The sequence below is a fragment of the Chitinophaga eiseniae genome (assembly GCF_012641265.1).
GTDB classification, from domain to species: domain Bacteria; phylum Bacteroidota; class Bacteroidia; order Chitinophagales; family Chitinophagaceae; genus Chitinophaga; species Chitinophaga eiseniae_A.
Genome location: NZ_JABAHZ010000004.1, coordinates 705,714 through 726,367, shown reverse-complemented (window position 1 = coordinate 726,367; position 20,654 = coordinate 705,714). Strand labels below are relative to the sequence as shown.

General features: G+C 49.0%; 16 protein-coding genes. 2 read left to right on the top strand and 14 right to left on the bottom strand.

Translation table 11 applies throughout. The annotated features are described in order from the left end of the window. Positions 1 to 43: 43 nt before the first annotated feature. Entirely contained in the window at positions 44 to 2,248 is a 2,205-nt protein-coding gene (locus HGH91_RS19865) for a GH92 family glycosyl hydrolase (RefSeq protein WP_168740529.1), read from the top strand. A 92-nt stretch (positions 2,249 to 2,340) separates the two neighbouring features. Here HGH91_RS19865 and HGH91_RS19860 read toward each other — a convergent pair whose 3' ends face one another. Next, the gene (locus HGH91_RS19860; protein ID WP_168740528.1) at positions 2,341 to 4,812 is read right to left on the bottom strand and encodes a hypothetical protein; all 2,472 of its coding nucleotides are present in this window, start codon (positions 4,810 to 4,812) and stop codon (positions 2,341 to 2,343) included. A gap of 177 nt (positions 4,813 to 4,989) precedes the next feature. Here HGH91_RS19860 and HGH91_RS19855 point away from each other — a divergent pair, with 177 nt between their 5' ends. Then, positions 4,990 to 5,577 (top strand): hypothetical protein, encoded by a 588-nt coding sequence (locus HGH91_RS19855; RefSeq protein ID WP_168740527.1) that lies wholly within the window; start codon positions 4,990 to 4,992, stop codon positions 5,575 to 5,577. 3 nt (positions 5,578 to 5,580) lie between these two features. Here the strand turns inward: HGH91_RS19855 and HGH91_RS19850 are convergent, their stop codons facing one another. The 13 genes from HGH91_RS19850 to HGH91_RS19790 form a co-directional block, all read right to left on the bottom strand. After that, on the bottom strand, positions 5,581 to 7,011 hold the full coding sequence (locus HGH91_RS19850; protein ID WP_168740526.1) for a GDSL-type esterase/lipase family protein: 1,431 nt from the start codon (positions 7,009 to 7,011) through the stop codon (positions 5,581 to 5,583). A gap of 59 nt (positions 7,012 to 7,070) precedes the next feature. Further along, on the bottom strand, positions 7,071 to 9,242 hold the full coding sequence (locus HGH91_RS19845) for an FN3 associated domain-containing protein (protein WP_168740525.1): 2,172 nt from the start codon (positions 9,240 to 9,242) through the stop codon (positions 7,071 to 7,073). Further along, positions 9,242 to 10,267, bottom strand: a complete 1,026-nt coding sequence (locus HGH91_RS19840) for a 6-bladed beta-propeller (protein ID WP_168740524.1) — start codon at positions 10,265 to 10,267, stop codon at positions 9,242 to 9,244. Before HGH91_RS19840 ends, HGH91_RS19845 begins: the two co-directional genes overlap by 1 nt. A gap of 12 nt (positions 10,268 to 10,279) precedes the next feature. Further along, positions 10,280 to 11,734 carry a DUF1501 domain-containing protein gene (locus HGH91_RS19835; RefSeq protein WP_168740523.1) on the bottom strand — a complete coding sequence of 485 codons (1,455 nt, stop codon included), beginning with the start codon at positions 11,732 to 11,734 and terminating at the stop codon, positions 10,280 to 10,282. 33 nt (positions 11,735 to 11,767) lie between these two features. Next, positions 11,768 to 14,086 carry a PSD1 and planctomycete cytochrome C domain-containing protein gene (locus tag HGH91_RS19830; RefSeq protein ID WP_168740522.1) on the bottom strand — a complete coding sequence of 773 codons (2,319 nt, stop codon included), beginning with the start codon at positions 14,084 to 14,086 and terminating at the stop codon, positions 11,768 to 11,770. Positions 14,087 to 14,345: 259 nt separating this feature from the next. Further along, on the bottom strand, positions 14,346 to 14,882 hold the full coding sequence (locus tag HGH91_RS19825) for a 4'-phosphopantetheinyl transferase superfamily protein (protein ID WP_168740521.1): 537 nt from the start codon (positions 14,880 to 14,882) through the stop codon (positions 14,346 to 14,348). Continuing rightward, positions 14,879 to 15,133, bottom strand: a complete 255-nt coding sequence (locus tag HGH91_RS19820) for an acyl carrier protein (RefSeq protein WP_168740520.1) — start codon at positions 15,131 to 15,133, stop codon at positions 14,879 to 14,881. Before HGH91_RS19820 ends, HGH91_RS19825 begins: the two co-directional genes overlap by 4 nt. Before the next feature lie 10 nt (positions 15,134 to 15,143). After that, positions 15,144 to 16,421: a beta-ketoacyl-[acyl-carrier-protein] synthase family protein gene (locus tag HGH91_RS19815; protein WP_168740519.1), complete on the bottom strand. Its 1,278-nt coding sequence runs from the start codon at positions 16,419 to 16,421 to the stop codon at positions 15,144 to 15,146. Beyond that, positions 16,414 to 16,860: a 3-hydroxyacyl-ACP dehydratase FabZ family protein gene (locus HGH91_RS19810; RefSeq protein ID WP_168740518.1), complete on the bottom strand. Its 447-nt coding sequence runs from the start codon at positions 16,858 to 16,860 to the stop codon at positions 16,414 to 16,416. Before HGH91_RS19810 ends, HGH91_RS19815 begins: the two co-directional genes overlap by 8 nt. A gap of 3 nt (positions 16,861 to 16,863) precedes the next feature. After that, on the bottom strand, positions 16,864 to 17,640 hold the full coding sequence (locus tag HGH91_RS19805) for an SDR family oxidoreductase (RefSeq protein WP_168740517.1): 777 nt from the start codon (positions 17,638 to 17,640) through the stop codon (positions 16,864 to 16,866). After that, entirely contained in the window at positions 17,634 to 18,686 is a 1,053-nt protein-coding gene (locus tag HGH91_RS19800) for a type III polyketide synthase (RefSeq protein WP_168740516.1), read from the bottom strand. Before HGH91_RS19800 ends, HGH91_RS19805 begins: the two co-directional genes overlap by 7 nt. Then, positions 18,683 to 19,396, bottom strand: coding sequence for a methyltransferase domain-containing protein (locus HGH91_RS19795; RefSeq protein ID WP_168740515.1), 714 nt, complete (start codon positions 19,394 to 19,396; stop codon positions 18,683 to 18,685). Before HGH91_RS19795 ends, HGH91_RS19800 begins: the two co-directional genes overlap by 4 nt. Next, entirely contained in the window at positions 19,387 to 20,526 is a 1,140-nt protein-coding gene (locus HGH91_RS19790; protein WP_168740514.1) for an NAD(P)/FAD-dependent oxidoreductase, read from the bottom strand. The genes HGH91_RS19795 and HGH91_RS19790 overlap by 10 nt, the downstream gene beginning before the upstream one ends. Positions 20,527 to 20,654 lie beyond the last annotated feature (128 nt).

The window sequence follows — 20,654 nt, the reverse complement described above, 5'->3', positions numbered from 1 at the left end:
TTTATTACTTTTATTGGGATAGCCAAAGTTAAATGAATCTATAATGCGTCCGTTCTTTTATACACTCTTCTTTTCCTCGCTGACCACCTTATCCGCCATCGCACAACAACGCGACCTGGTGCCCTATGTAAATCCATTGACAGGTACCGCCAACAGTACTACGCTGACTGCCATCAAACATGGCGCAGGCACAGAACAACTGGCCAATACCATCCCGGCAGTAGGTACCCCGTTTGGGATGACACAATGGACGCCACAAACGCGGCTCACCGAGCAAAAATGCGTGGCTCCTTATTATTACAAAGACAACCTTTTCAGCGGCTTCCGGGGCACACACTGGCTCAGCGGCTCCTGCACCCAGGACTACGGCAGCTTTACCATCATGCCCATTTGCGGCGCACCGAAAACGCGGCCTAACGATTACGCCACTACGTTTTCGCACGACAGTGAAATCGCCACGCCCGCTTATTATGGTATTACCCTGCCTCAATATCACCTGAAGGCAGAAGTGTCGGCTACCGCCCGTTGCAGCATGATGCAATTCAGCTTCGATCAGGACGACGACTGCTACTTTATTATACGCCCCAACAGCGACCGTGGCAAAGGCGCCATATACATCGATCCACAGCAACACGAAATCAGCGGCTACAATCCAGCTTATCGTATTTACCAGGGCCAGGGGCAACCCGCCGGTTTCAGTGGCTATTTTGTGGTACAATTTGAAGAACGTTTTGAAACACCCAGGGTATTCAATGATACCATGCTGCTGGAGGCCCGCAGTATCGAATCGCAACCAGGCATTGGCAGCATCGTTAAGTTCAAAGTGCATAAAGGCAGCATCCTTAAAGTACGTATTGGCACCTCTTTTACCAGCATTGCCGCTGCCCGTGAAAACCTCCGCGCCGAAATCAATCACTGGGATTTTAATGCGGTAACCAAAGCAGGCAACGATACCTGGAACCAGGCTTTGAATAAAATCATCGTGGATGGGTCTCAAGAAAAAACAAAAAAAATATTTTATACCGCCCTGTATCACACCATGCAGCATCCCCGTCTTTTTAACGACGTTAAAGGCACCTACCCTGCCTTCTCTCAATCCTACCAGGTAAAACAGTTGGCGACGGGCAATTACTATGACGATTTTTCCATGTGGGATATCTACCGGGCACAGTTACCACTGTACGAAATACTAAACCCGGAGCTGGTCAATGATTTCGTGCGCTCACTGATCCTGAAAGGGCAACAGGGTGGCTGGCTACCCATCTTCCCCTGCTGGAACAACTATACTGCTGCCATGATCGGCGACCATGCTATTGCCTTCATTGCATCGGCCTATAACAAAGGGATTCGCGACTACGATGTAACAGCAGCTTATCGCCTCATGCGGCGAAATGCTTTCGATACCGCTGCACCCACCGATTATCAGCAGGGTAAAGGCCGCAGAGCCCTGGCGTCCTACCTCCAATATGGCTATGTGCCGCTGGAAGATGCCGTGCCCTTTGCCTTCCACAGCAGGGAACAGGTGTCACGCACCCTCGAATATGCTTACGATGATTATGCTTTGTCGACCGTGGCAAAAGCGCTGCAAAAAAACGATGACTATCGTGCACTGGAACAACGTGCCCAAAACTATACGCATGTATTCGACCCCGCGCTGGGCGATGTAAATGGCCGCTACGCCAATGGCAGCTGGTATCAACATCCTAACCGTGATCAGAAACTTTTCTTTATCACAGAAGGAACGCCCCGTCAATATGGCTTCTATGTTCCGCAGGATATTCCCGGCCTGATCCGCCTCACCGGCGGCAAGGCTAAGTTTGAACAGGCGCTCGACAGTCTCTTTATCAAAAAAGAATACTGGCATGGTAATGAACCAGGGCAACAGATTCCATTCTTATACAACTACGTCAACAACCGTACGAAAACAGCGGCCTGCATCAGGGAAATACTGGCCAATGAATATGATGAGGGTCCCGGCGGACTTTGCGGCAACGACGATGCCGGCCAGATCAGCGCCTGGTACGTATTTGCAACCATGGGATTTTATCCGGTCAACCCCGTAGCGCCGGAATATGCACTAACCATTCCTTCATTTGACCGCGTTGTCATTCATACCGGGCAAAACACGGTCACTACGTTGACAACCGGTACGCAACCCGGTGTTAAAAGAAATGGTAAGCCGTATTCAGCGTTGGTACTACGGCATGAAGACCTGATGAAAGGCGGCGTGTTTGAGATTGGTAAATAAAGTTAAAGCTTCATATAAAAACCAAAGGCTGCCCAAAAAGCGAAGAGCTTTTTGGACAGCCTTTTTAATGAAAAGACATTTATCCCACGATCTTAGCGACCTGCATGAATAAGCTCAGGCGCTCCACTGGCACGTATTTCCAGTTTCACATCTGCTCCATTTTCCCCGGAATACTTTCCATCGAAAACAATTTCATTGGCGTTGCTGGAAAGAACTGGCAAGGGTTTACTCAGTTCCATCGTTTGTATCACCTGCCATTGCTTGTTATACAACTTCACTACTTTACCATCACATTTCAGGAATTGGTTCCGCTTCAGGCTTACCGGCAACACCAACGCATCCTGGTGATTGATAGCGATGGATATCTGATCGAAGGTAACATCCGGGTCAAAATCCTTGCCGCCAGCGAGGGAAATAATAAAAGAAACAGGTTGGCTGGCTGCCGGGTTATTGAACTGAAACGTGGAAAAGACAGGCTCTCCGGGTTGTTTCATCTGTTGACTATGCTTAAAGTAAGCATTGTAAACTGGCGTTAACCGGTATTCATTAGTGCCTGTCAGCTCCAGGTGGAATTCATGTTTCAGGCTCCGCATCTGCGCTTGCTGAGCTTCGCTGAAAATATGTTGCATACGCGCCTGTTCCCAGGTTTTGATCAATCCAAGCACCTCGTCTTTTTTGCCGTGTTTCTGCAACGTTTCCAGGCTGGTCGACAGCCCGAAGCCGGCATTGTACCCAGCTGCCATGGCCAGCATCCACTCTATATCTTCCGGTGTGGTTTCCGGACGAAGGCTGAACCAACCCAACATGGAAGGCATCAGGTTACGGCGGAAGAACTGCTGGTTCTTGAGACGCAATTGCAACTGACTTTCCCGGAAGCCTGCGTACCAGGGCTCTCCCCAATTCATTCTGGTGTAAATATGCCAGAAGTAGTGACCTGGCAAGCTGGCATCATTGATCACTTTCCCTTTTAATTCAGGCTTTAGATGATCGTACCATGTTTTAGTAAATAACTGTTTGGCATATTGTCCCATACCAGAAGACCAAACTCCTTCAACGCCATCGAAAGAAATCTGCATCAGGCCTGTTTCATTGAAAAGGTTGGCAATGGTGGTGGCCATTTCTTCCTGTAGCGCGTAATTGGTAAGAAATACTTTGTAACCATGATCCATCAGCTTACCTATCGTATCATTTTGCGTATGCGCTGCTGCAGTAGTACCAAAAGCCCCGCGCTGGCAGTCCAGCAACTTCCACGGAGCAGCGGCAGATACGCTTCCGTAACGGATAATTTCATTACCGATAACTACCGACTTCAGTGTATTATTCTGAAACTGATTAAAGAAAACCGGGTCTTCAATGCCTATTTCTTTGGCATTGGCATCGATCGCCTGGCTAAGTTTTGAATAACCCACTTTCGCTAACCGCGCATCAGGCACCGGCGTTACATAGGGGTCGTTGGTAGTGATAAAGTTGGATAAGGTGTGTACACCCAACCGCACACCCGCAGCTTTCGCTGTTTCAACGCACTGTTTCATACTTGCCCAGTTCTGCGGGAATTCCTTCGCGTGCAGCTTGAAATGCCCCCACGTATCAAAGGGGTCGCCATGATAAAGATAACGGAGACCAGCCTGTTTGGTAGCCGCTATCGCAGCTTGCAGGTTATCCACGCCAAAATCCATGATGAGGTACGATTCCGACGCATGGCTGGCCTGTTTACCCCATTCGCCATCCAGTAAAGGATGTGGTAACCCTTCCTTTAGTTCAATCTGGGAAATGGTGGGTAACACATCCGCATTGGCCACGCCAAACAGTGCAATCTTGCTGCCAATAACGCCTCCATCTTTAAAGGCTGGCGCCAGGTAAGCGGCATGCCCCCAGTTCTCAATCACCCGGTCTTTATCGCGATTGCGGCAATAGGCCTGCAACGAAGCCCCATATTCTGTTGGCCGTGCTACATCGCCCCTGAACAATTGCTTGTTCATGTCATCTGCCGTTACATCCACTCTATGGCCGCTTTCAAATATATCGTACGATGGTTCCACATCGTTTTCCGCGTTGGGATAGCCTCCCAGCGTTTTTATATTCAATGCCTGGATACCGATCGCAAATTCCTTATTACGTACCACTCCCACCACTTCACCTACGGTATCTGCTACGGTGGTGGGGTACGGGCCCCATAACACCAGGTCAACGTGTTCGGCTGGCGCCAGGTTGATCAATTCAAAACTGATATAGCTGTCGTTGCGCTGCACTTTTACGGTTGCTGTAACCCCTGCTTGCGGGTAAGATAACACCAGCTCCGATTTTTTCGGATTCCAGGTACAGCTCTGAGAAGGAAGGATAGTCCCATCCTTTTTGATACTCATTAACGCCGTTGCTTTGTCTGCATACAGGAATTCTTTCTGCAAGGCAAGGCTTTTCATACTGGTGAGCTTTCCGGAATTATCCAGCTGAAGGCTCCATTGCCGGGTTTTGAAATTTACCTGTGCCCCAGCCGGCAGCACAGCCACTCCTGTCAAAACTACCAGGAATACAAACAGACTTTTAAAGAAACATCTTGGTTTCATTTCGATTTTTTACTTGAATAAAAGAATACGCTTTCTGACAAGCATGTAAATTTGCATATTCCACCCCCGCTATACCACATCATTCTTAGCTTTTTATGGCACTTTTTTGCTATTATATAACAAAATGAAGCACAGTTTTTGTAAAATTGCCGTACACCGAAACAAATAAAACGTCATATGGAGTATTGTAGCAGCATTATAAAACATCGGGAGAAGACGATCTGCCTGGTCCTTTTTATGTGTATCAGCACAGCGCTAAGTGCACAAAAGAAGATCACAGGCATCTATCGTAACATGAATGACTACCTGAACAAACAGCTCAGCTATACCGCAGATAATGGTCAGACTACCAAAATAAAGCTATATACCCTGGCGCCTAAAAGTTATGTAACTGTTAGCGCTGCCGGTACCGCCACCCACATCTATAAAAAAGATATCTTTGCCTATCAGCTCACCTCTGGGGAAATTTACCGCATTGAAGGGAATCACAGTTACCAGATTTTAAACAACAATCCTAAGCTGCTGCTCTACAAACGGAAAAAACCCACTTCTCCCAAAGAGGGACCTGCCGACCAGTTTAAATACTATTTTTCCGCCTCTAATGGCGCCATGCAGGCACTCACGACCTGGAATATAAAGCAGGCGTTCGCCGACACACATGCCAGTCTGCCTGACCAGGTGGATGCACTGTTTAAGCGGGACGCGGAATTACTGCATTACGATTCCTTTCACCGCATGTATAAACTGGAATGGCTGCTGCAATAAGCCTCAGTGATATACAGCATGCAAGATAAAATCCACGATAGGCGTGGGATCCGGGAAACTATGCGGATGATGGGCAAAACCCGGTTTATGCATCACCGTTATATCTCCTTTTAATGCTTTTATCTTTTCTTCAAAAGGAAGCGTATTCTCAGCCGGTGGAACGTCAGTATCGGCATCTGCCAGTACATGTAATAATGGGTACTTTCCTTTTACTATTTCTTTAGTCTTGTATAGCGGGCTACCTTTAAAAAGCAGCGCAGCACTGTCGGACGTCAGTCCATAGTCCTGCTTAAACTGGTTCCACTCATTACTGCCACTTCCCCGCCTTATTGCGCTACCAGGCCAGCTGCATAGGTCCAGCACGGGGTTATCTACATATACAGCGACCACTTTCCCGGGATTTACCGCTGCCCAGTTATATACATACACCGCTCCCCTGCTCATTCCCTCCATCACCGCTTTAGTTGATAATCCGGCTTCATGCAGATGAGCATAATAGCGGTTCCATACCTGTATAGCTTCCGCATTACCAAATAATTCGGCTACATCACAAAACACCACATGAAAGCCTCGTTCCAGCAAAGCAATATCAGCTTGCGGCTCATGCCCCCAGAAACGGGCCCTCCAGACCCAGGGATGGCCTACCGCCGCTTTCTTCGGCGCTACTACTTTACAGGCATGCCCGGCAAACTGGAAATCGGCACAACGATAACCATAAAAAGAGGAGATGCTTTTATCGTGCTTCAACCGGCCAATAAGATCGTAGGCGTCGTCTCTCCCGGTATGCAATACTTCGTACAGTGTTTTGGTCATCAGCGTAGTACCTTCCAGGTTAGGATGGATACCATCCGGCAATAAGGCAGGCTTGCCTTTCAGCAGGGCATTCATATTCACCAGCTCCACCTGTTCTTCATAAGCCACCTGCTGTACTTTGGGTAGAATGCCCAGAGTAATCACCGGGTCCCAGATTTGACTGGTATCAGTAACAAACGACACGATAGGTTGTAACAACAAAATACGCGGATGCGAAGGCAAGGCCCTGAACGCACGTATCAATGCCCGATAATCAGCTACATATTCATCCAGGTGTATCCTGTTTACCAGTTTGCTGTCGTTACCTCCCAGGTCGATTAGTACAATATCCGGCGCTGCCGCCAGGGCGGCTTTGTATTGATCTGTATCCAAATAGGGATGATCCCCCTTTTTTAATAAAGTAGTGCTGCTTACGCCGTAGTTAATTACCTGGTAACGGGCTCCCAGCTTATGCCCCAGCTGTGCCGGGTACGATTCATTTTCCGGATGCGCCAGTCCGGCGCCAGCACAAATGCTGGCACCTAAACAGGCTACTTTTATAGGATGTGGTTGTTGTGCGGATGTGATAACGCTGTTTAACAGCACTGATAAAAGCAAAAAACACCGGGAAAGCTGTTGCATAAAATACGTGGAATGATGGGTATTAAATTAATACATTCCTTTTATTTTTTACGTAGCTTTTAATTAAACAGGACCTCATCGGCAAATACCCAACCATGGCCTCCTTTCCCCGGATGCCACAGCGGCAGCTTATCGATAGGCGTTAGTACCAGCTTCACACAGCTAACAGTGGTCTGCGGAAAGGTACAATCAATATTCATGGCCGTGAGCGGGTCGTCTTTCTGGCCCGCAGCCGGAATAATGCGCTTCAGCAACTTCATATGTCGCGCATCCATACCTCCCCACACTTCCACCTTAGTCGGCGGGAAGATATAGGCGTTGATGCTTCTCAGGATGCCCACCGACACCGACTGCACCGACACGGGTTGCTTAAACAGCAACATCGCTTCGAGGTTATTGCCGGTATAGCCCAGCCATTTCCCATTACCCTGGTCCTGTCCTCCTTTGAGGCCGTCCGACAGGGTTTTGGCCCCACTGCCGGTATACGTGCCATTGGGCTGTGTTAACAGGATCACACTGTCGGGCCTATACGTAGATTTATAAAACGATACCTGTAGCGGGTCGCTGGCCAGCCAACCTTTCTTGCAGGCGATAGCCCGGATCGTCGTATTGCCTTCCAGCAACAGGCTGTCTTTAAATACCGGTGAATTGGCACTATCGGGCATGGAACCATCGGTCGTATAACGTATTTCCACTCCCCTGATAGGATGTTTTAGCAGTAACTGCATGTGTTGGTCAAATACCATGACATTGTTGGCTACCTGCGGCTGATTCAATTTCAGCAACTCGCTGCCATCGTTCACAAACCCTTTGATCACCGCTACCTGCTTAAAGGAAGCCTGCAAACGGTCCAGGTCTGCCGGCGATAGGGCCGTATTCCACAGGTACAGCTCTTTCAGCTTGGTGGCCGACTTCAGCGCCTGCAGTTGTGCCAGCGTAACCGGCGTACCCGACAGCGATAAGCTTTCCAGGTGCGGCAGGCTCGCCAGGGCAGATAACGTTTGTCCCTTTACGTTAGTGAAGCTGAGATTCAGTACCCGCAGTTGCTCAAACCGCGCAATGGTTTTTAAATCCTCATCGTGCACCGGCATTTTCTGCAGGTGCATTTCAATGATCTGCTTCTTTAACGGCAACAGCTCTTCTATTACTTTGCTGTTAAACTGGTCTTTGTTATAGCAGTTTACCACCAGTGGTGCTGCGTGCAGGGCTATCGGGTAAATAACGCGGTAGTTATTGTTCAGCTTTTGTACCAGCTTTTCATCGGCGAAAGAAAAATCGTATACTTCCGGGGCGGCTGCAGCCGGTTTCAGCAAGGTAGCGGCCACCAGGCGTAAACTATCCTGCGGAGGCAAGCTGGCCACTTTCGTTTTGAAGTCGGCGCCGCTCTTTATCCAATAATACAATAGTTCCGTTTCTTCGGGCGTTAGTTGAGGCTTTCCCGCCGGGGGCATATGCTTTTTAGCATCCAGCGGCAGGTGCAGTCTATCCATGAGTAAGCTCAGTTCCGGTTTGCCCGCTATAAACAACTTGCCACTTTTCCCTCCCTTCAGCAATTGCTGTGGTAGTTCCATGGCCAGCTCTCCTTTGGCCTTGCCGGCGTTGTGGCAACTCATACACTTCTCTTCCAATACAGGTTTCACCAGGTGCTCATATACCAATGCCTGGTCAAAGGGTACCTGTGGCTTTCCTGCCGGCATTACGGGTCCCAGCACAAAGTTGTTGCCATGGGTAATGTTTGCTCCCAGGTGCCCGGTAATCACCAGTAGCAGGGTTGTTATCACGGCGCCTGCCTGCTGCCATCGCAGCCGGGGTACGGCCGATTGTCCCAGCCAGTATAGCGCCGAGGCCAGCCACAGCATGGTAACACCACTCCACTTATGCCATTGCAGTTCCCCGCTGCCATGGTAACCATCTTCCGTAGAAAGGAACAAGCCCATAATAACGGTAATGGCGGCACTGAGTGCGCCTGCCAGCAGCAGGGCCGCGGAGAGCTGCTGTTTCCAGCTTTCGGCGGCCGGCTCCCGTAAACGGATAAACGTTAAAATACCTGCGATGATGATCAGCACAATGGGAAAATGCAACAACAAGGGGTGCATACGTCCCAATACCTGCAACCAGGGCGGTAATACCAGCCGGCTGCTGAAAACCAGCAAAAACAGGATAAAAATATTTGCAGCAAATAACAGGCTACTGCCCACTTGCTGCCAACGAAAGCGCTGTTTCAATATCATTACACCCTCCTGAGTTTATAGGGATACACTTTCCCGGCATTCCACTGCGCTACATATAAGTTTTCGTCATTGTCCACACATACGTCGTGGGGATGAACGAATATTTTTTCTGCCTGCTGCATAGGCTGTAACTGGCCATTGGTGTACACTGGCGCAGTACCGCCTATATTGGATACTACCTTATTGTCTTTATCCAGGATGGTTACAAAGCCGCTGCCATTTGCATCCATATTGGGCGAGCGAAGCACTGCTGCATACAGGTGATCGCCCTTGATCACCGGGCGGCAAACGCAGGCCCCTGGCAAGGTGATGACTTCCTGCAGTTTTCCATCCATGCTGAAACGCTTAAAGCTGTTGCGGGTCCGGTCGGTTACGATCAACGTAGGTTCGCCCCGGCGGGTATCTACGCAAATACCGTGGGCATTGTCCAGGTGTTCATGACCTTCGCCACGGCCTCCGAAATACCCCAGCAGCTTACCATTGCGGTCATAACGCATTACATACTGCGCACCGTAACCGTCTGCAATGTAAAAGTCGCCATTGGCTGCCACGGTGGTTTCAGTAGGTACAAACTCTTCTTTCTTCTTGTACACGCCGGTTTCTGCCGGGTAATCGATGGTCAGCAGGATCTTGCCGTCCATCGTGGTTTTATATACCTGGTGTTTTTCTGTATCGGTGATGAATAAAAACTCGGTACCATTTTCATTCGTCAGCGTAAGGCCATGTGCCCCGGGGAATTCATGTCCCCAGTTTTCCAGCAGTTTGCCGGATTTATTGTAGACGAGAATATTGTTCTTGGTTTCATTGGTGAGCAGGATAATACGGCCGTTCTTGTCCTGTACCATTTCATGGCAATCCTTTACCGGGTACCGGCTGCTGTCCAGTGTTCCCCATTTGGTATCGAGGGCATACCGCATCCCGTTATGGCCGTATACAGGCCCTTTGGGTTTGGCAAAAAGATCCCGGGAAATATAAAAGGAAGCAGCTACTAACGCCGACGATTGTATGAATTTTCTTCTTTCCATAGTAGTGATTTATCAGGCCATTAATCCCGGCAGTACTTTACCGGCAACATCTGTAAGCCGGTAGCGGCGACCCTGGTGTTTAAAAGTTAGTTTTTCGTGATCAAGCCCCATGAGGTGCAGCACCGTAGCATGAAAATCATGCACGTGTACAGGATCTTTGATGATGTTGTATCCAAATTCATCTGTCTCTCCGTAAACAATACCTGGCTTTACGCCTCCCCCGGCCATCCAGATGGAAAAGCAGCGGGGATGGTGATCGCGGCCGTAATTGTCGGCCGACATCTTACCCTGGCAATAGTTGGTACGGCCAAACTCGCCCCCCCAGATCACCAGCGTTTCATCCAGCAGCCCCCGTTGTTTCAGATCGGTGATCAGTGCAGCTGAAGCCTGGTCTACATCTTTTGCCTGTCCGGCCATTTCATTGGGCAGGTTACCATGCTGGTCCCAACCCTGATGATACAGCTGTATAAAGCGTACCCCGCTTTCGGACAGCTTCCTCGACAACAGGCAATTGGCCGCGAAAGTGCCTGGTATCAGGCAATCCGGGCCATATAACTTAATAATATCATCCGGCTCCTTCGACAAATCGGTCAACTCAGGTACCGCGGTTTGCATGCGATACGCCATTTCGTATTGCTGTATTTTGGTGTTGATTTCCGGGTCGCCAAACTCCTTGTAAGATTGGTCATTTAATGCTGCCAGCTGGTCCAGCATCTGCCGGCGGTTGGCCATGTCAATACCATCGGGGTTATTCAGATACAACACCGGGCTTTCCCCGCTGCTGAATTGTACGCCCTGGTGTATACTATCTAAAAATCCGTTAGACCATAATTTGGAATATACCCCCTGTCCATTTCCTTTTCCACGGGATAGCAGCACACAAAATGCCGGCAGGTTTTTATTTTCACTACCTAATCCGTAGCTCATCCAGGAGCCAAAACTGGCGCGGTTTCCCTGCTGTGCACCGGTCTGAAAAAAGGTAAGCGCCGGGTCATGGTTGATCGCTTCTGTAAACATCGACTTTACTATACAGATATCATCTACCACTTTGGCAGTATGCGGAAATAAGTCGCTGATCCACGCACGGGAAGCGCCGTACTGTTTAAAATCGTAGTGCGAACCTACCAGCGGGAAAGAAGCCTGACCGGAAGTCATCCCGGTTAACCGTTGCCCCATGCGGATCGACGGCGGCAGCTCCTGCCCCATCATCTCCCGCAACTTAGGCTTATAGTCGAAACTCTCCAGCTGCGACGGCGCGCCATTCTGGAAGAGGTAAATAATCCGTTTTGCCTTCGGCGCAAAATGTGGAATACCGGGAATAAACGGCGCCTCTTCTGCACCGCCCTTACCAAAGATATCCGGGATCAGTAAAGAACCCAACGCAATGCTGCCTACGCCTAAACTGAGGCGTGACAGGAACTTGCGGCGGTTCATATTCAGGTGATGTTCTATGAATTCATTTTTCATTTGCCTGGTATTGAAAGGGGATATCCCGGTGAATTATGTTTTTGACAATGTTTCTTCCAGGTTATAAATCGTGGTAATAACCTGCATCATGGCGGCCCAGGAGGCATTGTCGAGGTGCGCGGCCATGGGATACTCCCCGTGGTGTAACAACTTCACTGCCGCTGCCGGCTGTTGTTTATACTGCTGTTGTTGCTGGTCATAGTACTTTTGCAACAGCGCCACTTCCTGTGGTTGCGGCGTACGACACACAATCATTTTAAATGCCTGTGTAATATTCTTTGCCGGGTTAGTATCCTTTTCCAGCAGCCGGGAAGCCAATACCCTGGAGGCTTCCAACACCGTAGGATCATTCAGCATAATCAATGCCTGTAGCGGTGTATTGGTAGTGGAGCGTTTTACCTCGCACTGATCACGATTGCTGGCATCGAAAATCATCATGGAAGGTGGTGGCACAGTGCGCTTAATAAACGTATACAGGCCCCTACGGTAAAGATCGTCGCCATGATCCTGTTTGTAGGTGGTTAATATACCCCTGCCTGAGGTAGCCATTTCCCATAACCCTTTTGGCTGGTAGGGCTTCACACTCGGACCGCCGATAGTGTGTACCAGTAACCCACTGCTCTGTAATACCAGGTCACGTACGCCTTCTGCCGGCAGGCGAAAACGTGGGCCACGGGAGAGGTACATATTTTCGGGATCTGCTTTGAGCTTTTCTTTAGAAGTAGTGGCCGATTGCCGGTAGGTGGCCGACATCACCATTTGTTTCATCAATCGCTTGATATCCCAGCCATGCTGCATAAAGTCGGTGGCCAACCAGTCGAGCAACGCCGGATTTACGGGCAGGTCGCCCTGCATGCCAAAATCGCCGGTACTCTTTACAATACCACGACCAAAGATCTCCTGCCATTGCTGGTTCACGAAAACCCTGGCGGTGAGTGGGTTACGTTTATCGAACAACCAGGCGGCCAGTCCCAGCCGGTTAGCCGGATACTGCTTTACATCGAAAGGCAATACGGCATGTGGTGTCTCCGGAGTTACTTCCAACGTTGGGTTGTCGTAGTTACCACGTCCAAGGATATACGTTTTCCGCGTAGTATCCCGGTCTCCCATTACAGATACGATCAGCCGGTTGGTGTCTTGTTTGTTAATGAAGTGCAACACGCCCTGGAGATCTTCTTTCGTGATCTCCATATAAGGGTTTTTAGCATAGGTATTAGGACCGCCCACAGTAGATTGCAGGCCCACTTCCTTTACGTTGTTAAAGAAGGCAAACAGCTCGTAGTATTCCTTCTGTGAAAAAGGATCATACTTATGGTCATGGCAATGGGCGCATTCTATAGTAATACCCAGCAAACTTTTTCCGAAGGTATTGGTACGGTCAGTTACATATTCTATGCGGTACTCTTCATCGATGACCCCGCCTTCTTCCGTAATTTTGTGATTGCGGTTAAAACCAGTTGCCAGTAGTTGTTCCCGGGTAGCGTTAGGCATCATATCGCCGGCGAGCTGCCAGGTAACAAAGTCTTTATACGGCAGGTTTTCATTAAACGCATGAATGACCCAATCGCGCCAGGGCCACATGCTGCGGTAGTTATCGTCCTGGTAACCATGGGAGTCGGCATAGCGGGCCACATCCATCCAGTGTACCGCCATTTTTTCGCCATAGGCGCTGTCTTGCAGCAGCTCATCTACCATGCGCTCATAGCCCTTATCGCTGGTATCTTTGGCAAAGCGCTCCATTCTGTCCAGGGATGGAGGCAGGCCGGTAAGATCGAGGCTAAGGCGTTTCAGCAGGCGTTCATGATCCGCCGCGGGATTGGGTTCCAGCCCTTTCTCTTCCATCTTTGCCAGCACAAAACGGTCTATTTCATTACGCGACCATTTTTCATTGTTCACTGCAGGCAATGCAGGTGCAACTGGTGCTACGAAAGCCCAGTGCGGTTTGTATTTGGCGCCTTGTTTAATCCATTTTTCAATCAGCTTGATTTCATATGCGGAAAGCGACATGTTAGATGACGGTGGCGGCATACGCATCGCAGTGTCCTTACTGCTGATACGCTGATATACTGCCGATGCCATGGGATTGCCTGGTACCAGTGCATGGGCGCCCGGCGTTTCCCGGAGCGCTTTATAAGCACTGTCGGCAATGTCGAGGCGCAATCCCGCTTCCCGCTTGTTAGCGTCGGGACCGTGACAGGCATAGCACTTATCCGATAAGATAGGCCTTATATGAAAGTTGTAATCCACTATTTCAGGTAACTTCTCTTCCTGTTGGCCGGGTGCACCACCGTTGTGGCACGCCGATAAAACCGCCAGGAAACAGATCATGGATCCTACATAACGCTGGAACATATCCTTACAATATTAAATATTCACTGTTCGCGTCTCCCCTCGATGATCGCGATACATTAATAACATGGAAACTCCGGTCTGATTGTCAAACTATAGCTAATGGTGTGTTTACTTTCAGTAAATATCGGGTATTCAACCCTACATTTCCGGCAGTATTTTGATGTAAAGTAACACTATTTTTGCTAACTATGTATATACATACATACAAATAAAAATAAAAAATTTGAAAACAGCAAATGGAAGAGGTTGATAAGAAGGCTTAAATGCTGGCAATGCCAAGGTATTTCCCGTGGTGGCTTACTGAAACGGGACGGCACTCGCCGGTATAACGGTTGCGGGTAAACGGTATTCCGGCGGCGTCTTTATAAAAAACACGCCCGGGCAACAGGTCGGTATAGTTAGTAGTAAGATAATAACCTGTAAACACTTGTACCTGTTCCAGCAACAACAGGCTGGCAGCCGCCTGGGTATGAATGCAGGCGCCCATCCCCGTACTTTTGAAATACCAGCGTTGTTGATGATGCATTACGGTGCCTGTCACTATAGTGGGGGTAACCTGCTGTAATGCACAAACATAATGGTGCGGGGCGTATAGGCGTTCCCGTGAGTGACGGTGAATAATTTTATATACGGCTTCCTTACAACTCCATAGTAACCATACCATAGCAGCTGGTTGAGCGGCGGCAGCTATGATATCCTGCTCCGCCGGCAAAAACAATTTGTCGAGGAAGCCCCGGCGGCAGATATTACTTTCTTTCTCCGCCAGGTGAAGATCGATGATATCGTTGCCGATCATTTTTCCTGCAACTTGGCGTTGACAATATCCATCGCGGCCTGTACATTCAGCATACGTTCCATCTCTTCATTCTGGATAACGATATCATATTTTTCTTCCACATCCAGCACCACATCTACCAGGTTGGCAGAATTAATTTTCAGGTCGTTGATAAAGTCGGTCGACAGGCTAATCTGTGCCAATGCTTCCTGGTTCTTCGCGTAAGGCTTTACTATCTCTCTTAATTCTGCAATAAATGTTGCTTGATCCATGTCTGTTCGTTTAAGGTTGCGGGTATTTTTTCAATATCACACAGGCATTCACATCGCCAAAACCAAAGCTCGCTTTTGCCACTAAATGTAGGTCTTTATACAATAGCTGCCGGGGAATTCTTTCCGGGGCTACATATTCCAGTATGTCGGGATGCAGGTCTTCGCAGTTAATATTGGGGAATATAAATCCTTCTTTCAGTTGCAAGACGGCGGCCACCAGCTCTATGCTGCCTGAGGCCCCAAGACAATGTCCTATTTGTGATTTCAGCGCATTGAGATAAGGGAAATCGGCCCCTGACCGGCCCAGCGCGGCACTCCAGTTTTTTACTTCTTCCGCATCTTTACCGGTAGCGGTAAGATGTCCATTGATCAGGTCAATAGCTTCCGCCTTCACACCCGCCTGTATCAATGCGTCGGTAATGCAACGCTGCACGGCTTCGCTGTTGGGTGCTGTCATGCTACCGCCATTTCGTTGCCCGCCGGAATTAATATTACCGCCCAACACTTCTGCATAGATGATAGCTTTCCGCTCCAGTGCGCTCTCCAGCGATTCCAGCAACAAAGCGCCGGCGCCGCTGCCCGGCACAATACCACTGGCGCTGGCGCTCATAGGTCGCGAACCGGCTTCCGGCCGGTCGTTATGCCGGAAAGTACTCACCTTCATAGCATCAAAGCCACCCCATATATAGGGGCCGCTGTCGCTGGTACTCCCTGCCAGCATACGTTTGGCATGACCGTACTTTACCCGCTCATAAGCCATCAGCAGGCTTTCCGCACCGGTCGTACAGGCGGAGGAGTTAGTCGTTACCTGGTTGCCCAGCCCCAGCTTACCGCCTAAAAAAGCGCTGATCCCGCTGGCCATCGTTTGGGTAACAGCGGTACTGCCCAGGCGACGTACCTGTAGCTCGTCCAGCTTGTAAACGGCCTCCCGGAATTTGTCGACGCCTGAAGTGCCGGTGCCAAACACCGTCCCACTGTCCCAATCCGGCGATGCTTCCTGTAGCAGCGGTAAACCGGCATCTGCCCAGGCTTCCATGCCCGCCATCACCCCATAAATAATGCCCGATGCTTTTAATTGTTTCAGCTCCAGCTCATCAAAATAAGGACGCAGCATCGCTTCCTCCAGCGGAGGGCGGCCTCCAATCTGGCAGGAAAACTGCAGCGCAGCCAGCTGCTCCTCATAACGGATACCGGATATACCATTTTTAATGGCTTCCCGGAAAGCCGCTACCCCTATACCATTGGGCGCTACTACACCCAGTCCTGTTATAACAACCCTGTTATGCATGTTGCGGATGTATGATCATACCGGCAATAACGCCATCGCAAACCAGTTTCCCGGCTGCGTTATATAGCGATACCCGGCATTTCAGTTTATTGAATCTGAAATATATCTTTTCTGCCTTCACCTCCACGGTTTCACCGGGAAGCACCGGCAGGTAAAAATCTACCTGGGTGGAAGTCATGGCCACCGTAGGAAACTGTTGCCCAATACTATCTCTCAATAAATAAATACCCAAACACACTACACCAATTTGTGCCATCACTTCCGTCAGCAAAACGCCCGGCGTAACCGGGTGCCCTTTAAAATGCCCCTGGTAACAGGGCATATCCGGCTGAAAAGTGTATCTGCCTGTCACCGTTTCTTCGTCGATATCTATCAACTCATCTACAAACAGGAAAGGCGCTGCATAAGGCAGGTGTTGTAATATTGCTGCTGTTGTCATAGCCTAATGAATATGTGTGCCGCCATCCACAGGTATTATAGCCCCATTGATCCATGCGGCTTCATCTTTACACAAGAGGTATACCACGTTTGCCACATCTTCCGGCGTGGTAACCCGTTGAAAAGGATTACGCGCTTTGCTATGCTGCAACAGCTCACTACCACCGGGAATCCGTTGCAGCGAGGCAGTATCGGTAACGCCTGCACGAATACAATTGCCGCGTACGCCCTGTGGGGCGAATTCCAACGCTATACTCCTGGTAATAGCTTCCAGTGCCGCTTTGGCGGCAGATACCGCCGCGTAATGCGGTATCGCTTTATAACTCCCGTCGCTGGTAAAAGACAATACCCGGGCATCGGGAGCAAACAACTGGTGTTGAAGTATTTCCGCTGTCCACTCATACAGGCTGGTAGCCATATGTGCCATCGTGAGCTGGAAATCATCTCCACTCAATGCCGGCATAGCCTTGAGATTACCCCTGGCAATGCTGTGCAACAGGCATCGTATCCGCCCATTTGCTCCCATGGCAGCCTGTAATTGCAACAGGATATCGTTACGCTTTTCAGGATTTAGTACATCGGCGTTGAAATGCAACAATTGCACCCCTGTTGCTTTGATAGCGGCAAAAGACTGCTCAATACCCGGCCATTCTACCCGCGTATTGCGGTGTACAATACAGATATTCATGCCGTGCGCCGCCAGCTTATGCGCAGCCGCGAGGCCCAATCCTGTACTACCGCCCAGTATTAATGCCCAGTAATCGCTAAATTCTTTTACCATTGTAATAAAATTCGCTGTGCGGAAAATCCCGGTCCGAAGCTCAGCATCAGCCCTTTATCTCCCTTGGGGAGCTGCCGGTCCATAAATCGTTCCAGTACATATAACACTGTGGCGCTCGACATGTTGCCATATAACCGCAATATTTCTTTGGTATCATCCAGTTTCTTGCCCATGGTGCGGAAAAGATCCTCTACCAGGCTGATAATCTTTTTCCCCCCGGGGTGGAAAATCAGGTGGTCAATATCTTCAATGGTCAGCTGATGTTTGGCGAGAAAGGGATGGATAATATCCCCGAAGTGCGCTTCGATCTTCTCCGGTACCTCTACATCCAGCACCATCTTCAGGCCGGTATTAGACAGGTGAAAACCCATCAGGTAGTCGGCATCGTAGAAATGATACATCTCCTCCCCGATGATCTCCGGTCCGGGGTCCTGCTCATAGGACGACAAAATAGCACAGGCGGCGCCATCACCGAAAATAGCAGCGCTGACAATATTAGCCATAGAAAAATCATCGAGCTGGAAAGTGGCAGTAGGCGATTCCACGGCAATTACGGCCGCTCTTTTGCCCGGGTTGGCCTGCAACATCTTTTTAGCGTAGATAATGCCTGATACGCCGGCAGCACAGCCCATTTCCGTTACCGGCAACCGCACAATATCCTGCCGCAACTGCAAGTCATTGATCAGGTAAGCATCCATGGAAGGAATCATGATGCCGGTGCAGCTAACGGTAATAATAAAATCGATATCGGCAGGTTGCAAATGTGCTTTGTGCAACGCATTCTGCAAACAGGCCTTTCCCAGCGCCACGGCCTCGCGCATGTAGATATTGTTCTTTTCCTCGAAAGAAGTTTTGGTAAACACATCTTTCGGTCCCATAATCCCATAACGGTTATCTACCCCCGCATTCTCAAATATCTTCTTTACTTTCTTTACGAAACGCTCTTCCTGCCCGGATAACCAGATATCTAAAAAAGGAAAAATATCCTGGGTAGTTCTGGTATAGGGTGGTAATGCTTTCGCGACAGACTGAATTTTAACGCTCATAAATTATTAATTATCCATTGATACCGGAAAGCCCATTTCCATTGAAGGGAATACCGACCGATATTGAGAACGGCTGATAGTTGATGTAACTCTTTTTTCTTGAAACCACGGAGAATAGATACCTGCCCGTCATACCTGACCATACTGTTGAGATTAAATACCACACAGATCAGTTGAAACAGCCGGTAGGCCAATGCGCTCCGGTGAAGATCATTGATGACAATCCCGATTTTGGCTTGTTGCCTGAAAATATTCATCAGACGATAAATTTCTTCTTCTTTAAAATGGTGTAAAGTGAGGGTACATAAAATAATATCATATTGTTGTTGCTGAAAAGCAGGATCCATCATATCCTGGCAATAATACTGAATATCCGGCCAGGATGCTGATAATTCCCGTGCATACGTTACCGTAGCCGGGTTCGCATCTATTCCGGCCAGTTGAAATGACCGGTTGTTTTTCCTGGCATAATCAGCCAATTCCCTTAACATATCTCCATTACCACATCCCACGTCCAGGATGGTAATCCGTTGGTGGGCGGGAATATTTTTTATCAGTGCAGATACGCCATTCCTGGTAATACAGTTGCCTCCCAGGAGGCGGTTGATTTTTGCAATTTTACGCAGGGTATCTTTCAATAAGGCCCCTTCCATGTTAAAATCATCCATGATCTCAGGAGCCTCGCTTCGATACCGGGTATCTACACGCATACTTCGGCCTCTTTTAACGGTTTACCATGGGTATGCCTGATAATACCGGGCAGGAGTCCAGGAAAGAGAATCAATCCCTTCATCATGGTAGCCGACAATTTTTCGTTGCTGAATAATCGGGATAATACACGGCCGGTGCGCATACGGCCGCTGAACATTTTATTCCAGGCTTTCGTATAATGTTGTTCCATCGCTAGTCTGTTCCTTGCTGTTGCATTAAAATAGGCCAGTACGTTTTCTGCCGCTATCTGCGCGCTCTGGATGGCCATCGCCATACCGTTGCCGCAAAGCGGGTGGATAAGTCCCGCCGTATCTCCTGTCATTAAAATATGATTGACCACTTTTTCTTTTTCCGAGAAAGATACCTGGCTAATCGTTAAAGGTTTATCGAATAACGGGGTGCTTCTTTCAAAAATGTCTTTCAGGTGCGTATTCCGCGCCAGTACCTGTTCCTGGTGTGCCTCTATATGTTTATAGCCTTTGAAGCTTTCATAGCTTACCAGGTAACAGATGTTCAAAATATCATCTTCTACCTTGGAAACCCCGCAGTAGCCGCCATCGAAATTATACAGGCCTACGGTATCGGCGGGGAATTCACCCCGGTAATGCCCTTTTACCGCCAACCAGGGCGATTTTTCATTCATGAAGGGACGGGCCAACTTCAGGTCCAGTGCCGCTCTTTTTCCATATGCTCCCAATACCACCGGCGCCGAAAATACGCCCTGCTCATTGGTATCAATAAAAAAACGGTCGTTTTCGAAAAATACATTGGTCACCGTATCGGTAATCAGCTCCACCCCATTTTGCAGCATCTGCTGCATCAGGAACTGGTCGAATGCATAACGGCTGATCCCAAAACCGCCCAGCGGCAAAACCGTTTCCAGGGTTTTACCATAATGATCTGAAATAATTAAACGGCTGATCCGGGAAGGACCCAGAACAGCAGGATCGGCTCCCAGCGAGCCCAGGTAAGGTAATACCTCGTTGGAAACATACTCCCCACATACTTTATGCAATGGATAGGTGCTTTTCTCAATCACCGTTACATGCAATCCGGCCTTCGATAAATGAATGGCACTGGTGAGCCCCGATAGTCCACCCCCGATAATAATGACATCTCTTGAACCCATACCCCTATGGTTAAAACAATAACAAGCTCCAACACATTGTAGCAGCCTACCTCCAATATAACGAATTTATAATGATTTCCCTTTAACCAATTCAAAGTGCCAGGAACACATATATTTATTTTTCACAT